Source organism: Pseudomonas sp. BN414 (assembly GCF_029871275.1).
GTDB classification, from domain to species: domain Bacteria; phylum Pseudomonadota; class Gammaproteobacteria; order Pseudomonadales; family Pseudomonadaceae; genus Metapseudomonas; species Metapseudomonas resinovorans_C.
This window is the reverse complement of sequence record NZ_SSOL01000073.1, coordinates 56893-82978: the sequence shown is the minus strand read 5'-3', so window position 1 is coordinate 82978 and position 26086 is coordinate 56893. Positions and strand designations below refer to the sequence as shown.

Here is a 26086-nt window from a genome sequence, read left to right as displayed (position 1 = left end):
GTTCGCGGGAGCAATTACTTTCCGTGCGTTGTCACCCCGTCCAGAACCGCCGCCCCTAGCGCACGGGCCTGTATCGATCAGTGTCGCGCAACCCATGCGTTTCCAGACTGTCGCCGAGATTGTCGCTGGCGCGGACGTGGTGCAGTTCCTCGGCTTCAGCCAGGCCGAGCTCGATTTTGTAGTGCCACAGCGTCAATACAAAGGAGAGGACGCAGCGAAATTGCTGGCAAGAATTGGCGAGGCATGCCGAGGCGGTGTTCGTCTGTACTCAGTCGATGCGTCAACGCCTGGCTCTATCGTCCTGACCATCCGCTGAGGGAATAGCGATGTCCAAGCACACCCTTGTCTGTCCGCCACCCTCCACAGGCAGTATCACCTGTGACCTTGATCAGTTGGCCATCTGCAGATTGATCAATGGCCAGTCCCACGCTGAGTGTATTTCTGTACCTCCCGCCATTCGAAGGGCATCGCGAGCAGCCCTCGAGGCATGGTGCATAGACGAAATAACAGGAATGGGGATGTATCCGGTTCCGCCGGCTCACCTGCACCAGAGGATTTTGCAGTCCGGCCAGTACAACGTTCCATCACTAGGTATTTCCGTTACCTTTCGCATGCCGCGGTTTACTGCGTCAGGCCGCACAGATGATTCGAGTAGTAGCAGCGGCGGTGGAGGGGGAGGTGGAATCAGACCCCAGAGGCCGGAGCCACCCGAGCAACAGCAGGTGATTGAGCACCAATAGAGCTGGCCAAAAAGTCTCGGGGGTGACGACGGCTTTTCATGAGCGACCTGGAGTTTAAGCGCATAGGGTTGAGGTTCGAATAAACATCGGTTGGCGGAGGGGCAGAGCGGACACGTGCTTAGACCCTGCGTCGCGCCACGCGAAGGCAAAAACGGGCCCATGCTGGTCCCACGCCTCGCCTGAGTGGTGTCTACCCCCTTCTTGGTGCTGCTCCCTCCGCGGAAATTAATGTCACCACAATCAAGGATCGCGAAATAAAATATCGTGCAGCAACAAGATATTGGCTGATTATTTCGACTTGCATGAATTATGCGTAATTATGCAAAAATCCATAATTTCCAACACAGGAGGATGAGCGCATTGCCGTTAGCATGCCCGCCCTCGTTTCCCGCGACGTATGCGCATGTGACATGCGCGCGAATTGACGGTGCAGCTACCGTCCAATACCCTAAGTTCAAGACCATAACCCCCACGCCTCGGACGGGATTCATCCCGGACTGCGCACCAGGGGGTTTGTTGTTTATAGGAGGCGTAGATTGCTCCCTTCTTCCAGATGTTCAACGGATGCATCTAATACACGCTCCCAATTGCGGACGCTAAGGTCCCGGCAGGCCTGTTCCGCCCCGCCAAAGCAGCGCTTCGACACCATGGCCATAGCGTCTTCGGTTCGGTAACTGATTGGTTGCCCATGCTCGTCCAACAGCACACCCCCACTGGCCCGCAACAGCGCGTGGCCGGCCACCACGTCATGGGCTGATACTGGGTACAGCGACACCGCGCATACCGCATCGCCGGCAGCGACCCGTGCCAGACGATATGCGATGCTTGGCATGCTGTGAAATCGAGCAGGTGCGCAGAGTTCGGCATTCAACTGCGGCTTGGTCGCCGCGGCCGCACTGACCATGACGGCCGTCTGCGTGTCCAGGCGTTGCTGACTCAAATCGATCGAGACGGGATCGCCGTTCCGCAAGATGTGCGCCATCCCTTCAGTCCATGCGATGCAATCGCCGCCACGGTCCTCGGTGACTGGCGCATATACGATACCGAGCACTGGGAGTGCATCGCGCAGTAGGCCAACCGAGATTGCCGAGCCTTTCCGGCCTTTCAAGAAATCGCTGGTCCCGTCGTTGGGGTCGACCACCCAGCACCACCGGTGTCCAGTGAGGGTATGCCCGGTTTCTTCGCCCCAGTAGTCGCAATCCAGCAAATCCAGCAGTGCCTTGCGCAGGCGCTGCTCAATCTCCACGTCTACAGCAGCCTCGTCACCCTGACCGCGCGGACCGTCAGGACGGAGCCATTCTTCGACCAACAGTTGCCCCGCCAGAAGTACCTGACTCATAGCCTGGCGGAGTAGGGCGGGAAGGTTGAGTTGGCGTGTCATCAGCACCTCTGTACAGAGCTGAGTTAGCTCATTGGGGGGCGGTATCCTCTGAAGAATGACCTAGGATCTTCAGCTGCGTGAGGGCTTCGACCAGGCGTTCTTGGAGGCTCTGTACCTGCTGACCGTGGGCGTCCTTGGCTTCCCTCAGGCGAGCTACTTCACCTTGCAGCGTATCGCAGCGCTCCCGCAAGGCACTGTTCTCCTGCTCAACCTGGGTCCGGGTCTGCATCTCGCTGGCCAGGGTCTGTTCGCGCTGCTCCAGTTGCCGCTGCAGCGAGTGCAGGTCTTTCTGTTGCTGACGGGCCTCCGCCAGCACGCGTGCGTTATCGCGGTTCAGCTGGGTTAGTTCGTCCTGCTTGATCATTAGCGTTTGTTGCAGCTGCCGCAGTTCCAATTGCAGCTGCTGCACCTGCGTTTCGTGACGGCGCTGGTCTTGCTCACGCTGCTCTTTGGCGGCTTGACGGTAGTGCTCCAAAGCATCGCGCGCATGCTGATGCTTCTCCTCAAGCGACCGGATTTGCCCGCCACGATCCTGCAGGTGTGTTTCCAGATCGCGGTTGGCCTGGAGTAAGCGAGCGTTCTCGACCTCGGCCTGCTGGCGGACCTGCCGGTCCTGCTGAAGTGCCTGCTGCGCAACCTGCAACTGCTCGGTGAGACCTGCGCATTGGGCTTCGGACTGGTGGCAACGCTCCTCTGCTTGGCTGATGCGATCTTGGTAGCCTCGACGCTCGCTGGCCAACTGTTCGCGCTCTGCGGCTACCGCCGCCTGTGCTTCTTCCTGCAACTGCTCCGCCAGCTGCGCCACCAAATTGGCCAACTGACCACTGAACGGTATGGGGGCGGTGCTGCGTCCCTGATCAGCAGCCTCCAGTTCCTTCAGATAACGGTGAATGGTGGTCTTTGAACCGGTATTCCCCAGCTCAATCCGCACCGCATCGATGCTCGGGTGTTCGCCACGGGCAAGGAGGGCAGTGCGCGCTTTTTGCACCACCGCCTTGTTAATACCACCACGCGCCATGTCGATCTCCTACGATTTCATACCGTTATACATACCATGTAGTTACATTCTATTTTCTGTATGTCTTCCTCGCCAGATGGCATCTGCATTAAGATTAGATAATCACGAATTATCCAACGTCATACCTTTTTTGGGCCGGACTTACGTCGAAAGGCAGTACACGGGGCGGGGAGGGGCGGTGAGTCAGGAAATCGAGCGCTACTTGCAGGCGGGCACGCGGGCCAACACCCGGCGCAGCTACCAGCAGGCGATCGAGCACTTCGAGGTGAGCTGGGGCGGCTTTCTGCCGGCCACCAGCGACGCCATCGTGCGCTACCTGGTGGATCACGCCGGCACTCTGGCCAGCAGCACGCTGAAACTTCGCCTGGCCGCCTTGGCGCAATGGCATGTCAGCCAGGGCTTTCCCGATCCGACCAAGACGCCGCTGGTGCGCCAGGTGCTCAAAGGCATCCGCACTCTCCATCCAAAGCCCGAGAAACAGGCCGAACCTTTGCAACTGCGCGAATTGGAGCAGTGCGTGGTCTGGCTGGAGAAGCGAGGGGAGCAAGCGCGCGTGGAGGGCGATCTGGCGCGGCTATTGCGCTGTTGGCGCGACCGCGCGTTGTTGCTGATCGGGTTCTGGCGGGCCTTCCGCAGCGACGAGTTGTGCCGACTGCAGATCGAGCACATCCAGGTGCGGCCGGGGGAGGGCATGCAGCTATTTCTGCCGTGGAGCAAGAGTGATCGCGACAACCAGGGGCAGAGCTATCGCGCGCCGGCGCTAGCCCGACTCTGCCCAGTGCAGGCTTACAGCGACTGGATCAGCCTGGCCGGCATCGCCCGCGGGCCGGTGTTGCGCGGCATCGATCGCTGGGGCCATCTGAGCAATCAGGGGCTGCACCCACACAGTGTCATCCCGTTGCTAAGGGCGATATTGCAAGGGGCCGGACTGTCGCCCGAGCTGTACAGCAGCCATTCCTTGCGCCGTGGTTTTGCAACGTGGGCCACGCGCAGTGGCTGGGACCAGAAGGCGCTGATGGGCTATGTCGGCTGGCAAGATGCCAAGTCGGCGCTGCGCTACGTGGACAGCGCCGGCTTTTTTCCCGGCCAGTTGCGGCCGCTCTCGCCGAGCCTGGTGGCCGACGAGGTTCCGAAGCTGCCTAGTCCAAGTGCGCCGCCAAGTAGTTGACCAGCTTGAGCGGCTCGGCACTGTCGACAATGGCAAACATCAGGTCGCGCTTGCTGCGCGGTAGCAATTTGGTGCAGCGCTTGGCCGTAGCTTTGATGGCAGCGTTGTTGCCGTGAGTACGTCCCGCAAGGAAGAGGGCGAGGGTGGCGTCCTGAATGTTCACGGTGGTGCTCTATCGATGGTTGCCTCTTCTATCCATATCTCGAGAGACGAGATGCTCCGGTGCCTTGGCGATGCGTCGAGCTACGTCGCGAGTAGCCTCATGGATGTTGCGAACGATCTTTCGGTTCGGCGTGTTGGGCAGCACATTGATTTCAGCGGGCAGGTGGCGCAGGCGACTCGGCTAGAGCGGTAGATCATGGCGTTGGCCTTGGTTACCTGCGACCTCTGTTGGGTGAAGGCGCGCTATTCGCTGCGGAGCGGTTTGCCGGTTGGGCAGCGGCACTCATTGGCCTCCTGACTCCGACTGGACGGCAGAGTGGTACAGCATTGCTTCTTGAGTAGGTTGGCAGCGCCCGTAGAATGGACTCTCAAACAAGTATTGTGTGCTTTGGACAAATCGAGGGTTCGAATCCCTCCTTTACTGCCACTTTCCGTTTCAAGCAAACCCCTGATATTCCTAGTGAAGTCGGTTTTTTTCATTCTGCGATTACTGCCTGCTGCGCTACGATCGGAAAAATTCAACCAGGCCGCATCATGTCGCTCGTCGGCCACGCAATAGACGAGGTTGCCGTTTGGTGCTCTGTTGCCGTTGCCACTCCAGTGGCGTCGCGTTGAACCAGCGATGGAAAGCGCGGCTGAAGCCGCTGGGGTTGGAGTAGCCGAGTAAGCCAGCCAGCTGCGCCATGCTGATAGTGGGGTCCTGCAGGTAGTGGCGTGCCATGTCCTGGCGGGTGCCGTCCAGCAGATTCTGGAAGGATGTACCTTCCTGCGTCAGGCGTCTCTGCAGCACGCGAGGATGGAGGGCCAGGCAGTCGGCGACTTTCTCCACAGTGGCCCGGCCGCTTGGAAGGAGATCGCGGAGCAATTGCCTGATGTATTGGGGGAGCTCATCGGCCGCAAGGCGCTCGATTCTGCCCAGGTGATCCGCAATCATTTGGCGCAATCCTTCATCTCCCGTACTGAGCGGCAAAGCGAGCGTCGCCGCGTCGAAGGCAAGGCCGGTGCAGTAGGAGGAGAAAGTTGGCCGGCACCTCAGGGCTTCCATGTAAGCGGGCGCCTGGTCGAGTGGGGAATGTCCCAGAAGTATCTTGTCAGGTTGCCAGGCGCCGCCCACCAACTTGCGCATCAGTTGCACGGCAACGCCGCATGCAAGCTCCTCAGCCTGGTACCGGCCGGGGGTATTGGCATCGTTGACTCTGAAGCTGAGGACGGCCTGTTTGCCTTGCACATCCAGGTCAATATTTGCCGCGCCGTTGTACAGGGAGAAGTTCGCGCGCAGTTCGGTAAGGGCATCACCGACACTTCCCGTATTGCGGATCAGGTACAGCAGATCACCGAACACCGTGATGCCCTGATGAAGGCCATAGTGCAGCCCGAACAGCGATTTGCCCGACTGTCGGGCGCATAGTTCGAGCAGATCGCAGTAGCGGCGGTAGGAGATGATGCCATCTTGCCGCCTGAGGATATCTGCGGGGAGGGACGCCCTGCGCAGCATTTCCGCTGAGTTGAGCCCCAGGCTCGTAGCAAACTCATCGAAACCAGTCAGGCTAAGGGCTCGCACGAAGGGGGACAGCGAAATGCCGGCGTTATTCATCGGCGGCTCCGTCCGTTGTTTGTGTCAGACGCCTTTGCTGTTGCTTCCACTTCTGTGGGCTGGTCCCGGTCCAGCGGCTGAACGCGCGGGAGAAAGCGCCGAGGCTGTTGTATCCAAGTAGCCCGGAGAGCTGGGTCAGACTGATGGACGAGTCTCGCAGGTAACGGATGGCCATGGACTGCCGGGTGCTGTCGAGCAGTTGTTGAAATCCGGTACCTTCGGCCTGGAGGTAGCGCTGCAGCGTTCTGGGACTGAGCATCATCAATTCGGCGACCTGTTCGACGGTGACATTGCCGCCTGGGAGCCGGTTGCGCAAAAGCTTCTGCACGTAGTGCGGTAGCTCCTGCAAGTTGAGCTTCGCGAGCTCATCGAAGTGTCTCCGGATGAGCCGCTGGAAGCGATCATCGCTAGCGCTGAGTCTGGTAGCCAGCAGCGTGGCGTCGAAGACCAATGCGTTCACTGAGTTGTCAAACCGAGGGGCGATGCCTAGCAGTGAGCGGTATACCCCCGCTTTTTCAACAGGGGAATGACGCATGAGCAGTTCATTGGGCTTCCAGTCCCTGCCGATTAGCGTCTGTATGAGGCGCAATGCTACCGCCATGGCCAGCTCCACGGTTTGACGGACCGAGGCCGCATCAGCGTCCGTTACATCAAAGCGCAGGCGCACTTCGTTACCGTGTCGTTCGAGGCGGAGTTCCGCGCCGCTGCTGTGGACGTGGTAATAGCGGATCAGCGCTTCTAGTGCTTCGCCCAGGCAGCAGGAGCTGTTGATCAGGTAGAACAGGTCACCCACAGCGTGGGTGCCCTGGTGAAGTCCAAACTGCAAGCCAAAAAGCGGGTTATCTGTGCGTGCTGCGCAGAGCTCCAGTAGAGCAGCGAACCTTTCCCCCGAAATGGGCCCATCCAAGTCGTCTACGGGCAGTCCGATTTCGGCGAGGAGCGAGTGTGGGTCCAGTGCCTGGCTGCGGGCGAAATCGTCGAAGCCCAACAGGGCAATGCCCCGGACGAAGGAGGTCATTTCGAATCGCCTGGCGAGGGGACTGCTAAAGCCATGGGGCGCTCCCGCTGGGTGGTAGGTTGGATGCCCGCGACTGCTATCCGGCGATATGGCTGCTTTGGACGTCAATCATGATTTGAACATTTTGTGGCGTGATCTGTGAAGCTTTGCCGTTCGGCCAGACGCAAACTCAGGCCCGTGAGTCCAATAACAACAAGGTTCTGCATTCGGCCAATAGCTGAATGACGGAGGTCTCCATGCGCCAACTGCTGCTTGCTTGCCTGGTCGTGACCCTGATAACGGCGGTCATCTGTTACTCCAAAAAAGCGCCGGTTGAGGCTAGCGCCTCTTATCCCCAGCCTGCTCGCATGATCTCCAGCATCGACGACGTGTTCAGGCATCTCTGAGAGCGGTGAACGGCACCTAGGCCACGACTCAATGCAAGCCTGGCTGGGTCTGCCTGCAGGGAACGGACTCCAAGATTTGTTCAACGTACAAAGATCCAGTCCGATCTCCCCTGACGCTGTTAACAGGATGCCCAATGAGTGAGCTGATTCATTTCCGCCTTGAACAGGGCCTGGCCTTGATCAGCCTGGACCGCGCGCCGGTCAATGCGCTTGACCAGTCGCTCCGTGCGGCCTTGTCCGAAGCCTGTGAGCGTGCTGCGGTCGACCCTAGGGTTCAGGCCATCATTCTCCACGGCGAGCAAGGGCTGTTTAGTGCTGGTGCCGACATCAAAGAGTTTGGTACCGAAGCGTCATTCGCCGAGCCGGACTTGCCCAGCATGCTGATGCGCCTGGCTGCCATTCACAAACCGATAATCGCTGCTCTGGGTAAGGTCGCGCTGGGCGGTGGACTGGAACTGGCCCTGGCCTGCGGCTACCGCATCGGCGAACCGAACCTGCGTGTCGGTCTGTCGGAGATCAACCTTGGGCTGTTGCCGGGGGCTGGTGGCACCCAGCGTCTACCGCGCCTTATTGGTGTCGAGTCCGCGCTTAACCTGATTCTCTCGGGCAAGCAGATCGATGCCGAGAACGCCCGCCTATTGGGCATCCTCGACCGCATCGCCCCCAATGCCGAGCGATTGCTGGATGAAGCCCGCGAATACGCCTACGAACTGATCGCCTGCCGCGCTCCGGCGCGGCCCGCGGAGGCCTGGCCGGAACCAGCGGAGGGCCTGCCGGATGACTTCCTCGCCCGCTATCGCGCTGAGCACGAGCCGAGCTGGAAAAGCCGCCTTGCGCCGCGCTTGGTGCTGTCGGCCCTGGAGGCGGCCTCTCTGTTGCCGCTCGATGAGGGGCTTCTGAGGGAGTTGGCGCTGTTCAAACAGGCAGAGTCGTCTCGTCAGTCGAAGGCGCTTCGCCATGTGTTCTTTGCCGAGCGCGAGGCGGCCCGGATTCCGGGCGTGCCGGCCGACCTACCTCTGCGCAAAATCGCGCGAATCGCTGTGATAGGCGCCGGCACCATGGGCGGCGGGATTGCCATGAGCTTCGCCAATGCCGGTATACCGGTCGCCCTGCTGGAGGCCGATGGCAAGGCCCTGGACCGAGGCCTGACACAGATTCGGGGTAATTACGAGATCAGCGTTCGACGTGGCAGGCTGCAAGCCGAGCAGGTGGAGTCGCGCATGAACCTGATCTTCGGCACGCTCGACTACGCCGACTTGTCCGAGGCCGACCTGGTGATCGAGGCTGTCTTCGAGAAGCTGGAGGTCAAGCAGCAGGTGTTCCGCACCCTGGAAAAGGTGTGCAAGCCGGGCGCGATCCTGGCGACCAACACCTCGTCGTTGGATGTAGACGCCATCGCGGCAAGCGTGGCTCGCCCTCAAGATGTAGTAGGGCTGCACTTTTTCAGCCCAGCCAATGCCATGCGCTTGCTCGAGGTCGTGCGCGGCAGGGCCACCGCGCCCGACGTGCTGGCCACTACCCTGGACATCGCCAGGCGCATCGGCAAGTTGCCGGTGATTTCCGGCGTTTGTTTCGGTTTCATTGGCAACCGCATGCTCGAACCATATGCCCGCGAAGCCCATCGCCTGGTGCTGGAAGGCGCGACGCCGGCCCAGGTGGATCGCGTGCTTACTGACTTGGACCTGAACATGGGCGTATTCAGCATGCTCGACCTGGCCGGTATCGATGTGAATTTCCTGGTGCGCGATTCCAACCGGGACGCCATCGCCCACGACGAGAGCTACTGCCGCCTGGGCGACGAGCTGTACGCCATGGGGCGGTATGGCCAGAAGACCGGGCGAGGCTTCTACCTCTATGAGGGGCGGAATCGAAAAGACGACGCGGAGGTGATCGCCCTGGCCGAGCGTCTGGCGGACGAGCTGCAAATAGCCCGGCGCCCGATTGACGACCAGGAAATTCTGGAGCGCTGCCTGTTCATGCTGATCAACGAAGGCATTCAACTGTTGGATGAGGGCATTGCCCTGCGCACAAGTGATATCGACCTGGTGTGGATCAACGGATACGGCTTCCCCGCCCACCTGGGCGGCCCTATGCACTACGCCGAGCAGCTGGGTCTCGATACTGTATTGCTTGGTCTTCAGCGCTACCGGCAGGGCCTGGGTGAGTACGGCGAGATGTGGTTCAAACCGGCACCGCTGCTGAAGCGCCTGGTGGCCGCTGGCCGGAAGCGCATAGAGCGGTTCTAAGAGTCCCCCCTGCTCCGGAAGTGGGTTAGTTCAAGGGTGACCACGCCAGCCCTTGCACAGCAGCGCTTCCGGAGAAGGCGGGGAGCCAGGCAGCGCATGCTTGATGGGCTCTTCCTGGTTCCTCGCTTTCTGCACGCCGGGATACGAGGTGTCCCGTACTCGCATCAACTTTGCTCCGGCATTTCGCCTGGCTTGTTCGCCGGCTGGGAGGATTGCCAGTCCTATCTCTTCGAGGTTCTCCCATGACTTCCAGTTACGTTCAAAACTTTTCCCTTGCCAATCGCGTGGTACTGATCACCGGTGCGTCCAGTGGCATCGGCGCGCATCTCGCTCGACTGGCTGCACGTGCGGGCGCGCGCGTGGTACTGGCGGCTCGGCGTATCGAGCGGTTGCAGCAACTGGCCTCTGATATCGAGTGGGAGGATGGCCATGCGCTGCCGGTTACCCTGGACGTCACCAACCGGGCTAGCGTCGAGGCTGCCTTCGATGCGGCCGAAGCCCACTTCGGTGTGGTCGATGTGGTGCTCAACAACGCTGGTATTGGAAATGGTCAGCGACCGCTGGAGATCAGTGAAGAGGATTGGCGGGCCATGCTCTCCACCAATCTCGATGGTGTCTGGCGCGTGGCTCAGGTCGCCGGCCAACGCATGGCCCGCAGCGGTCGCGGCGGCAGCATCGTCAATGTCGCCTCCATCCTCGGACTGCGCGTGGCGACGGGCTACAGTCACTACTGCGCCGCCAAGGCTGGGGTGGTGCAACTGACCAAGTCACTGGCCCTGGAACTTGCGCGCTACGGTATCCGCGTCAACGCCATTGCCCCTGGCTACTTCAAGACCGAAATGAATGAGACCTTCTTCGAGGGCGACAAGGGCAGCGATTACATCCGCGCCATGGTGCCCATGCGTCGCCTAGGTGAGCTTCAGGAGCTGGAAGGGCCATTCCTGCTGCTGGCCAGTGCTGCGGGCTCCTTCATGACTGGCAGCGTCCTAGCGGTAGATGGCGGCCATCTGGTTAGCAGTTTGTAGTCGGGGCGGAAAGGCGCCGATCAGACTCCGGCGCCGTGCAGGAACATCTGCTTGAGGGTCGCGGCCGATGCACTGGCCGCTTCCGATACCTTGCGCCGCGAAGAAGCGGCCCAACGACTTCTACTATACCTACGGCCTGTTCCGCCTAGCCGGCATCGTCCAGCAGATCTACTACCGCTACTTCCGTGGCCAGAGCCAGGACAAGCACTTGGCCCAGTTCACCCACATGAACAAGCTGCTGGAGCATATGGCCCTAGCGGTTACTGGCGAGTCGCGGCTGTATTTGGATAGAGGAACCATCCGGCACCTGCGAACAGGTGGGCACTGACGCTGTCGTCCTATGGGGAACCTGCGAGGATTCCCATGCTTTCACGCTGGTAGCAGCCCCCGAGTGCTGCAGACTCAGTGACTACCTACCAGCAAGGCCAGCGCTTGGCAGGCCGTTTCGGTTTCCGCCTTCAGGCGTTCGAGGTCGCTGTGGGCGGTCCAAGCTACGAGCAGGCCGTCGAACAGCAGGATGAGTGTACGGCTGGTGGCCTTGAGCGCCGCTTGGTCGAGGCGGTTGCCAATGGTGCGCTCAAGGGCCAGTTCAGTTGCCTCGACACCCACGGAGTAGATCTTGCTGGCCATCTCAGGCTGGTTGCGCATGGTCCAGAAGAACAGTTCGGACTGCGCCCGGGCCAGTTCTGGATTGGTTGAGAACCAGTTGACCAATTGGCGCAGCATCTCCGCCGCCGTCTCTGACGGGGTCGTTCCGGCAGGTACTTGGTCGAGGGTCTGCTGGGGCAGGGTGAAGAGCGATTCGTAGACGGCATAGAAAAGCTCGTCCTTGGTCCGGAATACATAGTGCAACGAGGCAAGGGGGCAACCGGCTTCAGCGGCGATTCGCCGTGTGGTGGCATTGGCCACGCCATGCTCGGCGATCACCTTGACCGTCGCCTTCACGAAATCCTGCCTGCGAAGTTCAGCGCCCACTCTGGCCATGAAAGTCTCTCCGTTCCTGTCGCTATGCCGCCAATGCCCGGGTTGGGGCAGCGCCGGCGGATGCTACCCCATGCCACTTCGCGGCGTCATGGAGCGATATGTATCTGTTAATGGCGCCTATGCTTTAGCAAAGCCATTCGGCGTGGAATGCGTACCCGGTGTCTGTCTTCTTCTGCATAGTTGAATTAGGTAACACTCGTTTCGTAAATTCCCAGGTTGGTGCATGCGCTTGACGCAAATTGGTGCGTGGTGGGTGTTCAAGTACCACATCACAGTTGTTATAAAAAATTAAGTTATTGATATATAAAGAAAAAAATCATTTCTTCTGATTGGCACATGGTTTGCTGTTGATCGATTGACTTGGTCAAGTGATCAAGTCGAATGACCAGAAGTCTGGCACAGCCCGATTCTTCCTTCCAGGAAGCCCCGGTCGCCGGTTAAAGCCCCATGAGGAACTCCCAATGAAAGACGTGATTCAGCGCCCCGATGTCGGCCACTCCATCGCAGGTGGAGTCAGGCAACTGCTGGTAGCGCTGGCGGCATCGGCCGCCTTCTGTTCGGTTCAGGCTGCGGAGAGCGATGCATCCCTGCTGGGCACCACGCTAACGCCGTTGGGAGGGGAGGTTGCCGCGAGTGCTGATGGGGTGATTCCAGCCTGGGCGCCGCCGGGTCAGCAGGATTCGGGGTGGAGCTACGGCCAGGTGCGTGGCCAGCACTGGAAGTTCAAGGATGACAAGCCGCTCTTCAGCATCGACTCCAACAACGTTGCGAAATACGCGAGCAAGCTTTCGCCTGGGCAGTTGGAGTTGTTCAAGAAGATCCCAGGCTATCGCATGGACGTGTACCCGACCCGTCGCAGCTGCGGTGTGCCTGATTTCGTCGCCGAAAACACCAGGAAGAACGTAGGCTTCGCCAAGCTCGACGCAAGCGGTCTTGCCCTGGAAGAGGCCCACGTCCCCGGCATCCCCTTCCCGCAGCCCACTACTGGTGCGGAAGTGATGTGGAACATGAAGATGCACTACCGTGGCGTCGGCTTTCACATGACCAAGACCATCTCCGGTATTTCCCCGCGCAAGGCCGGAGGCGACTGGCTGAACACCTCACTGGACTGGACAATGTTCACGCCTTGGGGCGAGAAGGGCAGCAAGCTGTTTTCCTCGACCGATGGTCTGGAGACAGCGACCTACTTCTCCTATTTCGATCCGGTTTCGCTGGCCGGTCAGGCCGGCGTGCTCACCACCAAGGCGGGTGAGCAGACCACTACCTTCTATTACTTCCCAGGCCAGCGTCGGGTGCGTCGCATGCCGGCTTATTCCTATGACGCACCGCAAATCGGTCTGGACAATCAGTACACCATTGATGAGTCCAACATCTTCTACGGCCCGATGGATCGCTTCGACTGGAAGCTGGTCGGCAAGCAGGAGCTGATCGTGCCCTACAACTCCTTCGGCGCCTATGACACCTCTGCAAAGGTCGAGAGCTTCGCCAAGGACGACGCCATCGCGCCCGAGTTCCGTCGCTACGAGCAGCACCGCGTTTGGGTGGTCGAGGCCACCGTGCGCCAGGGTATGCGTCACCAGGCGCCGAAGCGCGTGTTCTACATCGACGAGGACAGCTGGAACGGCCTGATGGCGGTCGACTACGACAAGCAGGGGCAGATCTGGAAGGTGCGTGAGGGCTTCACCATCCCAGTGTACGAGACCGGCAGCTGCGATATGGAGGCCCAGGTTCAGTACAACCTGGTCGATGGTCGTTATCTGTATGACATGACCTCGGTTGGCGCGGGCAAGGATGACCATCGCTGGATCACCGAGGGCGGCAACAACCCGCGCATGAAGCGCGACTTCTATACCTCCGACAACCTGCGCTCCATCAGCGAGCGATAACCGCGAATTAGGGTGCCGACATGAAAAGAATAATTTCCCAAGCATCGGGCCTGGCCATTGCGTGTGCCGCACCGCTGGCCGTGGGGTTTACCTTCGAGACGGACAATATCCGTGGCTCTTTTGACTCAACTATCTCGGCGGGCATGGGTGTGCGTACCCAGTCTCCAGGGTGTGACCTGATCAATGCTGGTGCCGGTGGCCACAATCCGCCCGCCGGCTGCCTGGACCCGACCGTTTCCGGTATCGGCGATCAGGGCAACATGAACTATGGCAAGGGCGATCTGTTCACCAACTACGTCAAGGGTGTCCACGAGTTGGTGTTGAAGTTCCCCGAGGACTTCACCTTCATGGCGCGCGGTAGCTGGAAACGTGACTTCGCTGCTACCGATACGACGGGGGCGTTGGGAGCCGAAACTCAGTTCCGGCAGGCCTTGGGGTCAGATATTGGCAGCGATGGGTTGACCGATGATGCGCGTGACGAACTGAAATTCAAGGCGCGCCTACTCGACCTGTGGGTAAGCAAGAGCTTTGATGTGGCCGACCAGCGGGTTCGCGCGCGCCTGGGCAATCAGGTCATCAACTGGGGTGAGAGCCTGTTCGCAATTGGTGGCATCAATGCCACCAACTCCTATGACTTCCAGGCGCTTTCAAGTCCAGGGGTTCAGCTCAAGGAAGCCGTGCTGCCGGCACCTATGCTCAGCGTCGCCACGGGGCTGGGCTACGGCGTGAACGTCGAGGCGTATTACCAGTTCGGCTGGAACAAGAGCGAATTGCCGCCAGTGGGCAGCTATTGGTCGACTTACAACGTGATCGGCGAGGGCATGGAAGCTTATGGATACGACGACAAGGATGCCCGCGACAGTGGTCAATGGGGGCTCTCCGTGCGCTGGCAGCCTGAGGATAGCGACGTTAACTACGGCTTCTACGTGATGCGCTATCACGACAAACTGCCGCAGGTTAACTACAACCAGGCGACTTTCGCGCCCACATGGGTCTACCCGGAAGACCGCATGCTTTACGGCATCAGCGCCAACGGGCCGATCGGCGACTGGGCCGTGGGCACCGAGCTGTCCTATCGCCCCAAGGAGGCAGTACCGCTCAATCCCTTGCCCGGCCTCGCATTTGGCCCTGCTCCTTGTTCGGGACGGGGAGGGGAGTGCTGGAAGGACACCAAGAAGTTCCAGTGGCACCTGACGGGCATCTACAGCCTGACCAATGCCAACTCCCCGGACTTCCTCGAGTTCACCGGGGCCAGTACGGGTACCTTCCTGTCGGAACTGGTGCTGGTGAAATACCCGGGGCTGCATGACAGCTACGACGGGGAGCTGGTTGCTGCGGGGGGCAACACCTGGGTTGCAGATCTGTCGCAGTTTCCGCCTAGAGCCCACGGCGACAAGAGTTCCTCTGGGATGCATGTCGACTTCAGCCTGACCTATGACGGCACGGTCATCCCAGGCTGGACGGTGACGCCGGGAGTCTATTACCAGCGCTCCCTGGGCAATGGCCGCACGCCATCGATCTATTCGACCTATACCCGAGACGCCAGCGCGATGAATTTCTATGTGAACTTCGTGCGCAACCCGGGTAACTGGCAAGTCAGCCTGAACTACGCGAAGTTCAACGATGGCGATACCCCATACGACCAGTTGCTGCGTGATCGGGATTACGTTGGCCTGTCGGTTTCGCACTCTCTGTGAGGCATGCTGTGAACACTCCTGTTGTAGAAATAAGCGAAGTGAAGAGGCGTGGCGTGCTGCCACGCCTGGAGGATTGGCTATTCAAGCAGCGCTGGGCAGTACTGGCGCTGCTGGCCGCCTTCACTCTAGGCATGGCCTGGTTTGCCGTGCAGCTGCGCATGGACGCTGGCTTTGAGAAGCAGTTGCCGATCGGTCATGAGTACGTCGAGACCTTTCGGGCCTACCGTAATGACCTGATCGGGGCGAATCGCCTGACCATAGTCGTCAAGGCGCGCGAGGGGGATATCTGGAGCGTGGAGGGGCTCAAGCGCCTGTATGACGTAACCCAGGCGGTGACCTTCCTGCCCAGCGTTTCGCGCAGTAGCGTGCAGTCATTGTGGACGCCCAACTCTTTCGTCAACGAGATCACCGAGGAGGGCTTCCGCGCCGACCCGTTGATTCCCGGCACGGTGACACCGGAGCGCCTCGACAAAGAGATCATCGGCAAGATTGCCAGCTCCACGGCTCAGGGAGGCTTCATTGGCACCCTGGTTTCGCGTGACCAGAGCAGTGCGATGATCACCGCCGAACTCAACGAGGTCGATGCTTCTGGCGCCCACTTGGATTACGTGGCCTACAACCGGGTCCTGGAGCAGCAGATTCGCGCGAAGTTCGAGGACGCCAAGTTCGAGATCCAGATAATCGGCTTCGCCAAGCAGATCGGCGACATCGCCGATGGTGCTTCCGCAGTACTGGAGTTCTGCCTGTTGGCGCTGTTGCTGACCGCCGCCGCGGTGTACTGGTACTGCCATTCCGTGCGCTTCACCCTGCTCGCGCTGGGCTGCTCGTTGACCTCGCTGGTCTGGCAGTTCGGCAGCCTGCGTCTGCTCGGCTACGGCCTCGATCCGCTAGCTGTGCTGGTGCCTTTTCTGGTGTTCGCCATCGGTGTTTCCCATGGCGTGCAGCAGATCAATTACATAGTGCGCGAAATCGCCTGTGGCAAGAGTGCTGAGCAGGCCGCGCGCTCCAGCTTCAGCGGCCTGCTGATTCCTGGCACCCTGGCGTTGGTGACTGCCTTCGTGTCTTTCGTGACGCTGTTGCTGATCCCGATTCCCATGGTGCGCGAGCTGGCCATCACCGCCTCCCTTGGCGTGGCCTACAAGATCATCACCAACCTGGTGATGCTGCCGTTGGTGGCCTCGATGCTGAAGATCGACGGCCGCTACGCCGCTGCCGAGGAAATTTCCCGTGAGCGCCGCAGCCGCTGGTTGCACGGCCTGGCCCGCCTCGCCGATTGGCGCAATGCCCGGTTGGTGCTGGTTGCGGCAGGGGTGGTGTTCGCCGTGGCGGTCTGGCAAAGCCATGATCGGGTGGTTGGTACGCTACAGGCCGGTGCGCCGGAACTGCGCGAGGACTCCCGCTTCAATCTCGATGCGGTGTCCATCGCCAGTAACTACGACATCGGCCTGGACTGGCTGAGCGTGGTCTTCGAGGTCCAGTCGGATGAGTCCGGCGAGGTCGTCGGCGCCTGCGAGAATGTGGCCTTGGGGCAATACCAGGACCGCTTCGTGTGGGCCATGCAAGGCGTTCCCGGGGTCCTGTCGGTTGCCTCGTTCTCGACCGGCATGCGCCAGTTCAACGAGGGCTACAACGAGGGGAATCCGAAGATGAGCACGGTCCCCATTGACTCGATGAACTACTCCTCGCTGGCCACCGAGGTCGCTCGTATCTCGGGAATCATGCGCGCCGATTGCAGCATGACCGCCGTACATCTGTACTTGGCAGACCATAAGGCCACCACCATCAAGCGGGTGATCGAAGCCGCCAAGACCTTCCGTGCCGAGTTCCCTATGCAAGGCGTTTCGGTGCGCCTGGCCTCGGGCAACGCTGGGGTGCTCGCGGCCATCAACGAGGAGGTGGAGAAGAGCGAGACGCCAATGCTGCTGTACGTCTACGCGGCCATCGCCTTGCTGGTGTTCGTGGTATACCGCGACTTGCGTGCCGTGCTGGTGTGCTGCCTGCCGCTGACCATCGGCACCTTCATCGGCTACTGGTTCATGAAGGAGCTGCAGATCGGCCTGACAATCGCCACGCTTCCTGTGATGGTGCTGGCGGTGGGCATTGGTGTCGATTACGCCTTCTACATCTACAACCGCCTGCAACTGCACCAAGCCAACGGCCAGCCGATCACCAAGGCCGTCGAGCATGCGCTGCTCGAGGTCGGTGTGGCGACCATCTTCACCGCCATCACCCTGGCCATTGGTGTCGCCACCTGGTCCTTCTCCGAGCTCAAGTTCCAGGCCGACATGGGCAAGCTGCTGGCCTTCATGTTCATGGTCAACATGGTCATGGCCATGACTGTGCTACCGGCCTTCGCCGTTTGGCTGGAGCGAGTGTTCCCGCGCAAGCGCCCGGTACGCATGATTGGCGCGCTGGCGCACTGAGGAGAGAATGATGAGATTCGTTAAATCACTCGCCGGGGCCGCGCTTACCGCTCTGCTGCCGTTGGCTTCTCTGCAGGCCGCGCCCTTGGACGCCGTGCCGGCGGCCCCGTCGAGCTATGCCACCCAGGCCACTGTGCTGAGTGCTACGTGGGCCAATGGACGCTTGGTCGCCGTGGGTGATCACGGCATCGTACTGCTGTCCGACGATCGCGGGAGAAGTTTCCGTCAGGCCCGCTCAGTTCCGCTTTCTTCACCGCTTACCGGGGTGAGTTTCGTTGATGAAAAGCTAGGCTGGGCAGTCGGCCATTGGGGAGCGATCTTGAATAGCAGCGATGGCGGCGACACCTGGCAAGTCCAGCGCCTGTCCAGTGAAGAAGATCGCCCGCTGTTCGCTGTGCATTTCTTCAATGCCCGGCAGGGCGTGGCCGTAGGCCTCTGGTCGCTGGTTCTGACCACCGACGATGGCGGTACAACCTGGACTGAGCAGTCGCTGCAAGCGCCGGAGGGATACAGCCGCGCCGACCTTAATCTGATGGGGCTTTTCGCGGACGACCACGGCAACCTGTTTGCCACTGCCGAACGTGGCCAGGTGTTGCGCTCCGATGACCAGGGGAAAAGTTGGCGCTATCTGGACACTGGCTACGAAGGCACCCTGTGGTCCGGCGCCGTGCTGGCCGATGGGACCCTTTTGGTTGGTGGCCAGCGCGGCACGCTGCTGCATGGATCAGCGGATGGGCAGCAATGGCAGCGGGTTTCCCTTAAAAGCAAGAGCTCCATCACTGACATGGCGGTAGCCGGCCGGCAAGTGGTTGTGGTCGGCCTGGATGGGTTGATGGTGCGCAGCGGCGACGGCGGGCTGAGCTTCATGGAGCAGCGTACGGCCGATGGGGTTTCGCTGACGGCTGCGCTGCTTGATGCCAATGACAATCCCGTCCTGTTCTCGCGGCGTGGCGTGGTCCCCGTGCAGGCCCAGTGATGTAGAAATTGCTCGCCTTGCCAGTGGAACCTGCCGCTGCGCGAGGCGCCGCAAGGTGTGAGCGTGACCCTTTGGGGCCCCGTCGTGACCCGGCGTTCGGCCCCTTCTTTTTTGCGCGCGAGCCAATGATGGAATCCACTGTATTTGCGGAGGGCCCATGTTTTCCGGAAGAAAGCTGAAGCGTCTGGCTGAAGAAGTCAGCTCGCGAATTTCGTCTTTGTTGAATGGTTCGCCCATCCCCGACTTCCAGGGTGGGCTGATTGAGCAGTATCCCTGGCTGAGTGACAGCTTCGATGTGCTGGAACGGCGGCTCAGTCTCCAGGAGGCGTCTGGAGGTGAGCCGCTACAGGGAGAGATTGAAAGCGCCCTGGTTTGCGACCTGAAGGCGTGCCTGCAGACGGCCCGGGACGAATTTCAGGAGCTGCAGCGCGAGATCGAGGCGCGCAACCTGACGCTATCCGAACTGAACGAACAGTTGGCGCTGTACAGAGAGAAGGAACGGGTCTGGGAAGTCACCCGGAATGCACTGACCGAGGTGTGCTGGGAGCTGCTGATCGTCGACGGCGATCCGGAACATCCGGGAAATCAGCTGCGTTGGTCAAAGCAGTTCCGCGAACTTGTGGGCTATTCGGAGCGGGATTTCAACGACGACTGGGAGGGCTACTTCTCAATCGTGAATCAGGATGACCTGAAGCAGGTCGTGAAGGTGGTCACCGAATACCTGCGTGTGGGAGACCTTTCCCTTCCCTATACGGTCGAGTACCGAATGAGGCACAAATCCAGGGGGGAGGTCTGGTACCGGGAAAGGGGGCAGGGTGTCATGGACTGCAATGGCACGCTTTCTCGCATCATTGGAGCCGTACGGGACATCTCGGACGAGAAGCTGGCCGAGACCATCCATGCACGGGAAGTGTCTGGAATGCAGGCAACCTACGATCAAATCTCGCAGGTCGTGGGCGTGATCAAGGGTATTGCCGACCAGACCAACATGCTTGCCCTCAATGCTGCTATCGAAGCAGCACGAGCCGGTGATGTGGGACGTGGATTCTCAGTGGTGGCTGACGAGGTGAAGAAGCTCGCGGCACGGACCCGTGAGGCCACCCAGAAGATCCAGGAAATGCTGTCCTCAAGAGCGATCTAGCAGCCCGACAAGGTCGTTGTGGGCCGCTATTCACACAAAGACCTTGTTCCATGCCAGGAAGTCATGCCCGGATATCGGTTTGCTGATGCAGTAGCCTTGAGCTTCCTCGCAACCCCAGCTCGATAGCATCTGCATCGTCGAAACCGACTCGACACCTTCAGCGACCACTTCGATGCCCAGGCTATGGGCAAGTTTGATGATGGTTTCCACGATGGCCGCTGAGTCGCTGTCGCTGTCGAGGTCCTTCACGAATGACTGGTCAATCTTTATATAGTCGACCGGAAGATTTCGGAGGTAGGCGAGGGACGAGTATCCGGTTCCGAAGTCATCGATGAACAGCTTGAAGCCTGCTTCGCGGAGCTGCGTGAGGACGTGCCGCGCAATGGACAAGTCTTCCATGATGCAGCTCTCGGTCAGCTCGAACTGGATCCAGTCCGGTGTGCCGCCCCAGGTCTCCAGGGCCCTCGAGATCTGCTCGAGTAACTGCCGGTCTCGAATGTCATAGGGCGAAAGATTGATCGCAATTGGCACGGCATGGCCGGAGCCATGCCAGACATGACTTTCGCGAACGGCAGCCGCCAGTACCCAATGTGTGAGCCGGGTGATCAGTCCAGCGCTCTCAGCAAAACCGATGAATTGGCCTGGGCCCATCAGACCATGCTCAGGGTGCTGCCAGCGCACCAGTGCTTCCACGCCGCTCACCCGCCTTGAATGCATTCGCAGCTTGGGTTGGAACATCAGACGTAGCTCGTCGCCGTCGATGGCGCGACGCAGGTCGGTCATCAGGATCAGCCGCTGAGCGTTATCACTGTCGAGTGCGCCGGCATATACGGCAACCTTTTCCGCACTGTGCCTGGCGCCATAACGCGCAACATTCGCGCGACGCAACAGCGAATCGGGGTCACTGCCATGCCCCGGAAACATAGTGATTCCGATGCTGCAGTCAGCGGGCACCAGCAGGGTGTCCAGCTCGAACGGCGAGCTCAACGATTCCAGTACCTTTCGCGCGGCTTGCACCGCATGGCTGGCATCCATTCCTGGAAGCAATACCGAGAAAGCGGATTCGGCAATACGGGCGACCATTTCGCTGGCGACTACAGCCTCGCGCAGCCTTGTCGCAACCTCCTGCAGCAGCCGGTCACTTTCGCGGTAGCCCAATGTCTCGTTGATCTCACGGAAGTTGTCGACTTCGATATGAAGCAGGGCGACAGGATCGTGCGAGTCGCCTGAGGTGGAGATTGCTGCATTAAGTGTATCCCTCATGGATAGGCGATTGGGCAGGCCTGTCAGTTCATCGAAATAGGCCATTCTGCGGATACATTCTTCGGCGTGCTTCTGCTCGGTGATGTCGGTGATGAAGCCTTCCAGCGCGAGCACTGTTCCGTCCGCGGAGTAGACGCCGCACCCTTTGTCCCAGACCCACTTGGTCTGCCCCGTCGCGGTCCTGATTCTGTAGGTGGATTGGTAGGGTGTCCTGGCCTTCAAGGATCTGGAAACCTTGCGCCTGAGCGAGGGAATATCGTCAGGGTGAATGATGTCCACCATCCTGACCGTCCCCTTGATGAGTTCGGCGGCGGAATAGCCGATGAGCTTCTGGCAGCCCTCGCTGACGACTTCAAGACGCCAGGAAATATCATTCAGACTCCGATACGCCACACCAGGGAGATTGCTGACCAGGGTCTGTAAAGTGCGCTGGCTCTCCTTCAGGCCATCGAGCTCATCAGCCTCCTTGCTGGCTGCCTCCAGCCGGCTTCGTAGGGAGGCCCTGTGCTGAAGCAGGTTCGAGATCTGGCCAGCCAGCAAGCAGAGGGCTTCGACCTGCGACTCATCGAGGCTGCGCTTTGCGGTATCCGCTACCGAAAGCACGCCGATCACGCCTCGTTCCGCCACGGCGAGCGGAACGCCGGCGAAGAGCCTGATACCGGTTGGCCCTGTCACCAGAGTGCAGTGCTGGAGAAGCTCATTCGTGGAGGCATCCTCCACATGAACCAGTTCGTTGGACGCCACGACCACCGCGTTCAACGAGGCCGCACGGGGCATCTCCCCGAGTTCTAGCCCCAGCTTCGCGCCAAACCACTCTCGCTCCCTGTCGAGGAACGTCAGCATGGCAATGGGTACCTGGCACGCGATAGCGGCCAACCTGACGTATGCGTCGAGTTCGGGATCGGGTAACGGGTCGCGGATGTCGCGAAGCTGAAGAGCTGTCATCTCCAGGGTCCTCTACCGGAAAACTCGGCGCGATGGCTAGGGCGCCAGCCGTACGGCTGCCCGGCGTCCATTCGTGAGGGAGGAGAGCGGGTGGCGCTTCGCTGTAATTGTAGCTTTGCTGCGACGCGTGGCCGCCCGTGGAAGTGCGGTGCCGACAAGAGGGAAGGGAGTCGGCACCCACTGGGATGCCGACCCTGGAACTTGAGCTGAGGGCGTTAGAACTGTGCTTCGGCCAGTTCGTAGAGGCTGTCAGCTCCCCCGCGCACGCAGGCCGCCAGGCCCTCGATGCGGGGTAGGATGCGGTTGAAGAAGAAGCCTGCAGTGGCCAGCTTCGCCGAATAGAACTCCGGGTCTGCGTCCATCCTGGTCTTGGCCATGCTGGCCATTTTCGACCAGAGGTAGGCGTAGGTGACGTATCCGAACAGGTGCAGGTATTCCACCGAGGCGGCGCCCACTTGGCGGCTGTCCTGGCCAGCCTGGTCACGCACCCAGAAGCTGGTTTCCTCCAGCTTCTGGACGGCATCGAGCAGGACAGCGCGATGCTCGACGCTGGGCTCTTCGGCGTAGCGGCGAATCTCCGCGAGGAACTCGTCGAGTGCCTTGCCACCATCAGCGAGTACCTTGCGGCCCAGCAGGTCGAGGGCCTGAATGCCGTTGGTGCCCTCGTAGATCTGCGCGATGCGTACGTCCCGCACCAGTTGTTCCTGGCCCCATTCGCGGATGTAGCCGTGGCCACCGAACACCTGCTGGCCGTGCACACAGCTTTCCAGACCCGTGTCGGTGAAGAAGGCTTTGGCCACCGGGGTGAGCAGGGCGACTCGGGTCTGCGCCGTTTCGCGCGTCTCGGCATCTGTGCCGTGCTTGGCGATGTCCAGCTGGGCGCCTACGTAGGTGGCCAGGGCGCGGCCGCCCTCGTTCAGCGCCTTCATGGTCAGCAGCATGCGGCGTACGTCGGGGTGGTGGATGATCGGATCGGCCGCCTTGTTCTTTGCCACTGGACCGCCGGGCGCGCGGCTCTGCAGCCGGTCGCGGGCATAGGCTACCGCGGCCTGGTAGGACGCTTCGGCGCAACCGATGCCCTGGATGCCGATGGACAGGCGCTCATAGTTCATCATGGTGAACATCGCCGCCAGGCCTTTGTTGGGCTCGCCGACGAGCCAGCCGGTGGCGCCATCGAAGTTCATCACGCAGGTGGCTGAGGCCTTGATGCCCATCTTGTGCTCGATGGAGCCACAGGACAGTGCATTGCGCTCGCCCAGGCTGCCGTCGGCATTAACCCGTACCTTGGGTACGAGGAACAGCGAAATACCCTTGGGGCCGGCCGGGGCGTCAGGCAGCTTGCCCAACACCAGGTGGATGATGTTTTCGGTCAGGTCCTGCTCGCCTCCGGTGATGAAAATCTTGCTGCCGGTGATAGCGTAGCTGCCGTCGGCCTGCGGTTCGGCTCGGGTGCGGATGAGGCCGAGGTCGGTGCCGGCGTGCGCTTCGGTCAGGCACATGGAGCCCGCCCAGCGGCCCTCATACATGGGTGGCAGGTAGGTTTGCTTGAGCTCGGCGCTGGCGTGAGTGTCGATGGCCAGGCAGGCGCCGCTACTCAGGACCGAATACAGGGTGAAGCTGGAGTTCGCGGCGTAGAGCATTTCTTCGACGTGCACGGCAAGCATCTTGGGCATGCCCATGCCGCCAAGAACCGGGTTGCCGGAAAGGCCGACCCAGCCACCTTCGGCGTAAGTGGCGTAGGCCTCCTTGAATCCGGTTGGAGTGGTCACCACGCCGTCGCTCCAGCGCGCGCCTTCCTCATCGCCACTGCGGTTCAGCGGCGCCAGGGATTCGCTGGCGAACTTGCCGGCTTCTTCCAGGATGGCGCCGGCGGTGTCCATGTCGAGGCTGTCGGCGAAGTTGGGCAGGGCCGACCATTGTGCCCCGGCATCGAAGACATCGCCCAGGAGGAAGTGGATATCGCGCAGGGGCGCCTTGTAACCGGTCATGGTCGGATCTCCGAAGTGGGAATGGGATGGGCAGCCATCAGCAGACGCATGAGGATCTCGCTGCGTTGCCGTTCGTCCAGCGAGTAGCTCGACAGCCACAGCGGCAAGTGCTCGAACAGCTCCAGGGCCGGCACGCTGCTTTGCCCGGGGCCGACCAGACCTGCGGCGCACAGCAGCGAGTCGAGCTGCCGGCGCAACTGCTGGCGCAGGCGGTCGATGAACAGCCGCTGGCTCGGCTTGAGGCAGACAGCGTCGCGGGCCGCCAACTGGAAGTGCAAGGGATGGGACTCATGCAGCGCGATCAGCCCCTGGATCACGACCTGCAGGGTCGCCTTGGGGGACTCCCGGCGGTGGCGGCGGTCGAACAGCGACAGCAGCGCCATGTAGTGCTCTTCGATGAATTCCAGTAGCAGCTCTTCCTTGCTGGTGCAGTGGTTGTAGAGCGAACCGGCGGTGAGCTCGAGATGGCTGGCCAGTTCCCGCAGGCTGACCTGGGCGAAACCGCGCTGGGCGAAGAGTTCCAGGGCCCTGGGGCGGTTGCGTTCGAAGCGCGAGCCAGCGCGGGCGGCCGGCGAGACGGGCTCGATGCACTTGGCTGTATTCATGTTTCAAACCCTTTTGTTTGGACAGGTCGAGGCCAGGATGTCACCGCCGCGAAGGCGGAACGCGCCGAAGGAACCGGTCGGGATACTGCTGGAGTCGTGTCTCGGGCGAAGTCCGGCTGACGTGCCCCGACCGGCCCCCTTCAGACGCGTTCGAAGATGACGGCGATGCCTTGGCCGCCGCCAATACACATGGTGGCCAAGGCGTAGCGGCCCTTGATCCGCTGCAGCTCGTGGATGGCCTTGGTGGCGATGATCGCACCGGAGGCACCGATCGGATGTCCCAGGGAGATACCGGAACCATTGGGGTTCACCTTCTCCGGGTCGAATCCAAGCTCGCGCGCCACCGCGCAGGCCTGGGCGGCGAAGGCTTCGTTGGACTCGATCACGTCGAGGTCGGCCACGGTCAGGCCCGCGCGTTGCAGGGCCAGGCGAGTCGCCGGAATCGGCCCCAGGCCCATGACGGTTGGCTCGACGCCAGCGTGGGCATAGGCCACCACCCGAGCCATGGGGTGCAGGCCCTGGTCCTTCACCGCATCGCCAGTGGCCAGCAGCAAAGCGCTGGCGCCGTCGTTGAGACCGGAGGCATTGCCTGCGGTAACGGTGCCACCTTCGGTGAAGGCCGGCTTCATCTTCGCCAGTTGCTCCAGGGTCACCTCAGATCGCACGTGCTCGTCGATCTCGAACTGGGTTACACCCTTGCGGGTCTGGATTTCCACGGGGACGATCTGGCTATCGAAACGTCCTTCGGCGATGGCGCGGGCTGCCCGCTGCTGGCTCTGCAAGGCTAGGGCATCCTGGTCTTCTCGTGTGATGCCGTGCAGCTTGGCGACGTTCTCGGCGGTGATACCCATGTGGATGCCGTGTAGCGGGTCCTGCAGGGCGCCGAGCATGAAGTCGAGCATCTTGCTATCGCCCATGCGAGCGCCCCAGCGTGCGCTCGGCACGAGGTAGGGGGCCAGGCTCATGGATTCGGCACCACCGGCAATGGCGATGCGCGCGTCACCCAGCAGCAGGCCCTGGGCGGCGCTGACGATGGCTTGCAGGCCCGAACCGCACAGGCGATTGACGCCAAAGGCCGGGGTTTCCTTGGGAATTCCGGCCTGCAGTGCGGCGACCCGGCTGATGTAGGCGTCCTTGGGTGTGCTAGGGATCACGTTGCCGAACACGACATGTTCCACCTGCTGCGGATCGCAGTTGGCGCGCGCGAGGGCAGTTCGGGTGACTAGTGTGGCAAGTTGCGCGGGCGGGGTATCCTTGAGGGTGCCGCCATAGGTACCGATGGCGGTACGCACCGCGCTGACAACGAAAACTTCAGGTCTGTTCATCTGAGACGCTCCTGGATTGATGGCCGGAAGTCTAGGGGGCAGTGGCCTGCCCACCTATGCCGGAATTGCGCGCACTCGGATGTCGAATTTGGACATATCAGCTGATGGGCAAGGA

Annotated in this window: 20 protein-coding genes and 2 pseudogenes; 11 read left to right on the top strand and 11 right to left on the bottom strand. The window is 61.0% G+C overall.

The window, feature by feature from the left end:
- Positions 1-94: 94 nt before the first annotated feature.
- Entirely contained in the window at positions 95-316 is a 222-nt protein-coding gene (locus E8E95_RS20380; RefSeq protein ID WP_280353385.1) for a hypothetical protein, read from the top strand.
- A 944-nt stretch (positions 317-1260) separates the two neighbouring features.
- Here the strand turns inward: E8E95_RS20380 and E8E95_RS20375 are convergent.
- Both E8E95_RS20375 and E8E95_RS20370 read right to left on the bottom strand, forming a co-directional pair.
- Positions 1261-2121, bottom strand: a complete 861-nt coding sequence (locus tag E8E95_RS20375) for an inositol monophosphatase family protein (protein ID WP_280353383.1) — start codon at positions 2119-2121, stop codon at positions 1261-1263.
- A gap of 28 nt (positions 2122-2149) precedes the next feature.
- Entirely contained in the window at positions 2150-3139 is a 990-nt protein-coding gene (locus tag E8E95_RS20370; protein ID WP_280353381.1) for a DNA-binding protein, read from the bottom strand.
- Between the two features lie 178 nt (positions 3140-3317).
- Here E8E95_RS20370 and E8E95_RS20365 point away from each other — a divergent pair, with 178 nt between their 5' ends.
- Complete coding sequence (locus E8E95_RS20365) at positions 3318-4307, top strand: site-specific integrase (protein WP_280353379.1); 990 nt, start codon at positions 3318-3320, stop codon at positions 4305-4307.
- Here E8E95_RS20365 and E8E95_RS20360 read toward each other — a convergent pair.
- The 4 genes and pseudogenes from E8E95_RS20360 to E8E95_RS20345 all read right to left on the bottom strand — a co-directional run bounded on the left by E8E95_RS20360 (position 4279) and on the right by E8E95_RS20345 (position 7081).
- On the bottom strand, positions 4279-4470 hold the full coding sequence (locus E8E95_RS20360; RefSeq protein WP_280353376.1) for a hypothetical protein: 192 nt from the start codon (positions 4468-4470) through the stop codon (positions 4279-4281). The genes E8E95_RS20365 and E8E95_RS20360 overlap by 29 nt on opposite strands.
- A 39-nt stretch (positions 4471-4509) precedes the next feature.
- Positions 4510-4769: pseudogene (locus tag E8E95_RS20355) on the bottom strand (IS5/IS1182 family transposase); the annotation flags it as partial.
- 232 nt (positions 4770-5001) lie between these two features.
- Entirely contained in the window at positions 5002-6063 is a 1062-nt protein-coding gene (locus tag E8E95_RS20350; protein ID WP_280353374.1) for an AraC family transcriptional regulator, read from the bottom strand.
- Positions 6056-7081 (bottom strand): AraC family transcriptional regulator, encoded by a 1026-nt coding sequence (locus tag E8E95_RS20345; RefSeq protein WP_179058766.1) that lies wholly within the window; start codon positions 7079-7081, stop codon positions 6056-6058. Before E8E95_RS20345 ends, E8E95_RS20350 begins: the two co-directional genes overlap by 8 nt.
- 236 nt (positions 7082-7317) lie before the next feature.
- On the opposite strand from E8E95_RS20345, the gene E8E95_RS20340 reads away from it, so the two are divergent.
- From E8E95_RS20340 to E8E95_RS20325, 4 genes and pseudogenes are all read left to right on the top strand, one after another.
- Complete coding sequence (locus E8E95_RS20340) at positions 7318-7467, top strand: hypothetical protein (RefSeq protein ID WP_179058765.1); 150 nt, start codon at positions 7318-7320, stop codon at positions 7465-7467.
- A 134-nt stretch (positions 7468-7601) separates the two neighbouring features.
- On the top strand, positions 7602-9713 hold the full coding sequence (locus tag E8E95_RS20335; protein ID WP_280353369.1) for a 3-hydroxyacyl-CoA dehydrogenase NAD-binding domain-containing protein: 2112 nt from the start codon (positions 7602-7604) through the stop codon (positions 9711-9713).
- 242 nt (positions 9714-9955) lie between these two features.
- A complete protein-coding gene (locus E8E95_RS20330; protein ID WP_280353367.1) occupies positions 9956-10738 on the top strand; it encodes an SDR family NAD(P)-dependent oxidoreductase in 783 nt (260 codons plus the stop codon).
- A gap of 115 nt (positions 10739-10853) precedes the next feature.
- Positions 10854-11066, top strand: a pseudogene (locus E8E95_RS20325) (hypothetical protein); the annotation flags it as partial.
- A 74-nt stretch (positions 11067-11140) separates the two neighbouring features.
- Here E8E95_RS20325 and E8E95_RS20320 read toward each other — a convergent pair.
- Positions 11141-11722 carry a TetR/AcrR family transcriptional regulator gene (locus E8E95_RS20320; RefSeq protein WP_179058762.1) on the bottom strand — a complete coding sequence of 194 codons (582 nt, stop codon included), beginning with the start codon at positions 11720-11722 and terminating at the stop codon, positions 11141-11143.
- Between the two features lie 461 nt (positions 11723-12183).
- Here E8E95_RS20320 and E8E95_RS20315 point away from each other — a divergent pair, with 461 nt between their 5' ends.
- The 5 genes from E8E95_RS20315 (at position 12184) to E8E95_RS20295 (ending at position 19845) form a co-directional block, all read left to right on the top strand.
- A complete protein-coding gene (locus E8E95_RS20315) occupies positions 12184-13608 on the top strand; it encodes a DUF1329 domain-containing protein (RefSeq protein WP_280353359.1) in 1425 nt (474 codons plus the stop codon).
- 20 nt (positions 13609-13628) lie between these two features.
- Entirely contained in the window at positions 13629-15305 is a 1677-nt protein-coding gene (locus tag E8E95_RS20310; RefSeq protein ID WP_280353356.1) for a DUF1302 domain-containing protein, read from the top strand.
- Positions 15306-15436: 131 nt separating this feature from the next.
- Complete coding sequence (locus E8E95_RS20305; protein ID WP_280353695.1) at positions 15437-17728, top strand: efflux RND transporter permease subunit; 2292 nt, start codon at positions 15437-15439, stop codon at positions 17726-17728.
- A gap of 10 nt (positions 17729-17738) precedes the next feature.
- Positions 17739-18704, top strand: a complete 966-nt coding sequence (locus tag E8E95_RS20300; RefSeq protein WP_179058759.1) for a YCF48-related protein — start codon at positions 17739-17741, stop codon at positions 18702-18704.
- 157 nt (positions 18705-18861) lie between these two features.
- The gene (locus E8E95_RS20295; RefSeq protein WP_179058758.1) at positions 18862-19845 is read left to right on the top strand and encodes a methyl-accepting chemotaxis protein; all 984 of its coding nucleotides are present in this window, start codon (positions 18862-18864) and stop codon (positions 19843-19845) included.
- A 30-nt stretch (positions 19846-19875) separates the two neighbouring features.
- On the opposite strand, the gene E8E95_RS20290 is transcribed toward E8E95_RS20295, so the two are convergent.
- The 4 genes from E8E95_RS20290 to E8E95_RS20275 form a co-directional block, all read right to left on the bottom strand.
- Entirely contained in the window at positions 19876-22053 is a 2178-nt protein-coding gene (locus tag E8E95_RS20290; protein WP_280353352.1) for an EAL domain-containing protein, read from the bottom strand.
- A gap of 215 nt (positions 22054-22268) precedes the next feature.
- Positions 22269-24041, bottom strand: a complete 1773-nt coding sequence (locus E8E95_RS20285) for an acyl-CoA dehydrogenase C-terminal domain-containing protein (RefSeq protein WP_280353349.1) — start codon at positions 24039-24041, stop codon at positions 22269-22271.
- Positions 24038-24646 (bottom strand): helix-turn-helix domain-containing protein, encoded by a 609-nt coding sequence (locus E8E95_RS20280; RefSeq protein WP_280353346.1) that lies wholly within the window; start codon positions 24644-24646, stop codon positions 24038-24040. Before E8E95_RS20280 ends, E8E95_RS20285 begins: the two co-directional genes overlap by 4 nt.
- A gap of 140 nt (positions 24647-24786) precedes the next feature.
- Positions 24787-25971, bottom strand: coding sequence for an acetyl-CoA C-acyltransferase family protein (locus E8E95_RS20275; RefSeq protein ID WP_280353343.1), 1185 nt, complete (start codon positions 25969-25971; stop codon positions 24787-24789).
- Between the last annotated feature and the right edge of the window lie 115 nt (positions 25972-26086).

Bases quoted from the DNA above. Each gene is read 5' to 3' on its own strand.
- E8E95_RS20380 (WP_280353385.1), top strand. From the start codon at position 95: ATGCGTTTCCAGACTGTCGCCGAGATTGTCGCTGGCGCGGACGTGGTG.
- E8E95_RS20375 (WP_280353383.1), bottom strand. From the start codon at position 2,121: ATGACACGCCAACTCAACCTTCCCGCCCTACTCCGCCAGGCTATGAGT.
- E8E95_RS20370 (WP_280353381.1), bottom strand. From the start codon at position 3,139: ATGGCGCGTGGTGGTATTAACAAGGCGGTGGTGCAAAAAGCGCGCACT.
- E8E95_RS20350 (WP_280353374.1), bottom strand. From the start codon at position 6,063: ATGAATAACGCCGGCATTTCGCTGTCCCCCTTCGTGCGAGCCCTTAGC.
- E8E95_RS20345 (WP_179058766.1), bottom strand. From the start codon at position 7,081: ATGACCTCCTTCGTCCGGGGCATTGCCCTGTTGGGCTTCGACGATTTC.
- E8E95_RS20340 (WP_179058765.1), top strand. From the start codon at position 7,318: ATGCGCCAACTGCTGCTTGCTTGCCTGGTCGTGACCCTGATAACGGCG.
- E8E95_RS20335 (WP_280353369.1), top strand. From the start codon at position 7,602: ATGAGTGAGCTGATTCATTTCCGCCTTGAACAGGGCCTGGCCTTGATC.
- E8E95_RS20330 (WP_280353367.1), top strand. From the start codon at position 9,956: ATGACTTCCAGTTACGTTCAAAACTTTTCCCTTGCCAATCGCGTGGTA.
- E8E95_RS20320 (WP_179058762.1), bottom strand. From the start codon at position 11,722: ATGGCCAGAGTGGGCGCTGAACTTCGCAGGCAGGATTTCGTGAAGGCG.
- E8E95_RS20315 (WP_280353359.1), top strand. From the start codon at position 12,184: ATGAAAGACGTGATTCAGCGCCCCGATGTCGGCCACTCCATCGCAGGT.
- E8E95_RS20310 (WP_280353356.1), top strand. From the start codon at position 13,629: ATGAAAAGAATAATTTCCCAAGCATCGGGCCTGGCCATTGCGTGTGCC.
- E8E95_RS20305 (WP_280353695.1), top strand. From the start codon at position 15,437: ATGGCCTGGTTTGCCGTGCAGCTGCGCATGGACGCTGGCTTTGAGAAG.
- E8E95_RS20300 (WP_179058759.1), top strand. From the start codon at position 17,739: ATGAGATTCGTTAAATCACTCGCCGGGGCCGCGCTTACCGCTCTGCTG.
- E8E95_RS20295 (WP_179058758.1), top strand. From the start codon at position 18,862: ATGTTTTCCGGAAGAAAGCTGAAGCGTCTGGCTGAAGAAGTCAGCTCG.
- E8E95_RS20290 (WP_280353352.1), bottom strand. From the start codon at position 22,053: ATGACAGCTCTTCAGCTTCGCGACATCCGCGACCCGTTACCCGATCCC.
- E8E95_RS20285 (WP_280353349.1), bottom strand. From the start codon at position 24,041: ATGACCGGTTACAAGGCGCCCCTGCGCGATATCCACTTCCTCCTGGGC.
- E8E95_RS20280 (WP_280353346.1), bottom strand. From the start codon at position 24,646: ATGAATACAGCCAAGTGCATCGAGCCCGTCTCGCCGGCCGCCCGCGCT.
- E8E95_RS20275 (WP_280353343.1), bottom strand. From the start codon at position 25,971: ATGAACAGACCTGAAGTTTTCGTTGTCAGCGCGGTGCGTACCGCCATC.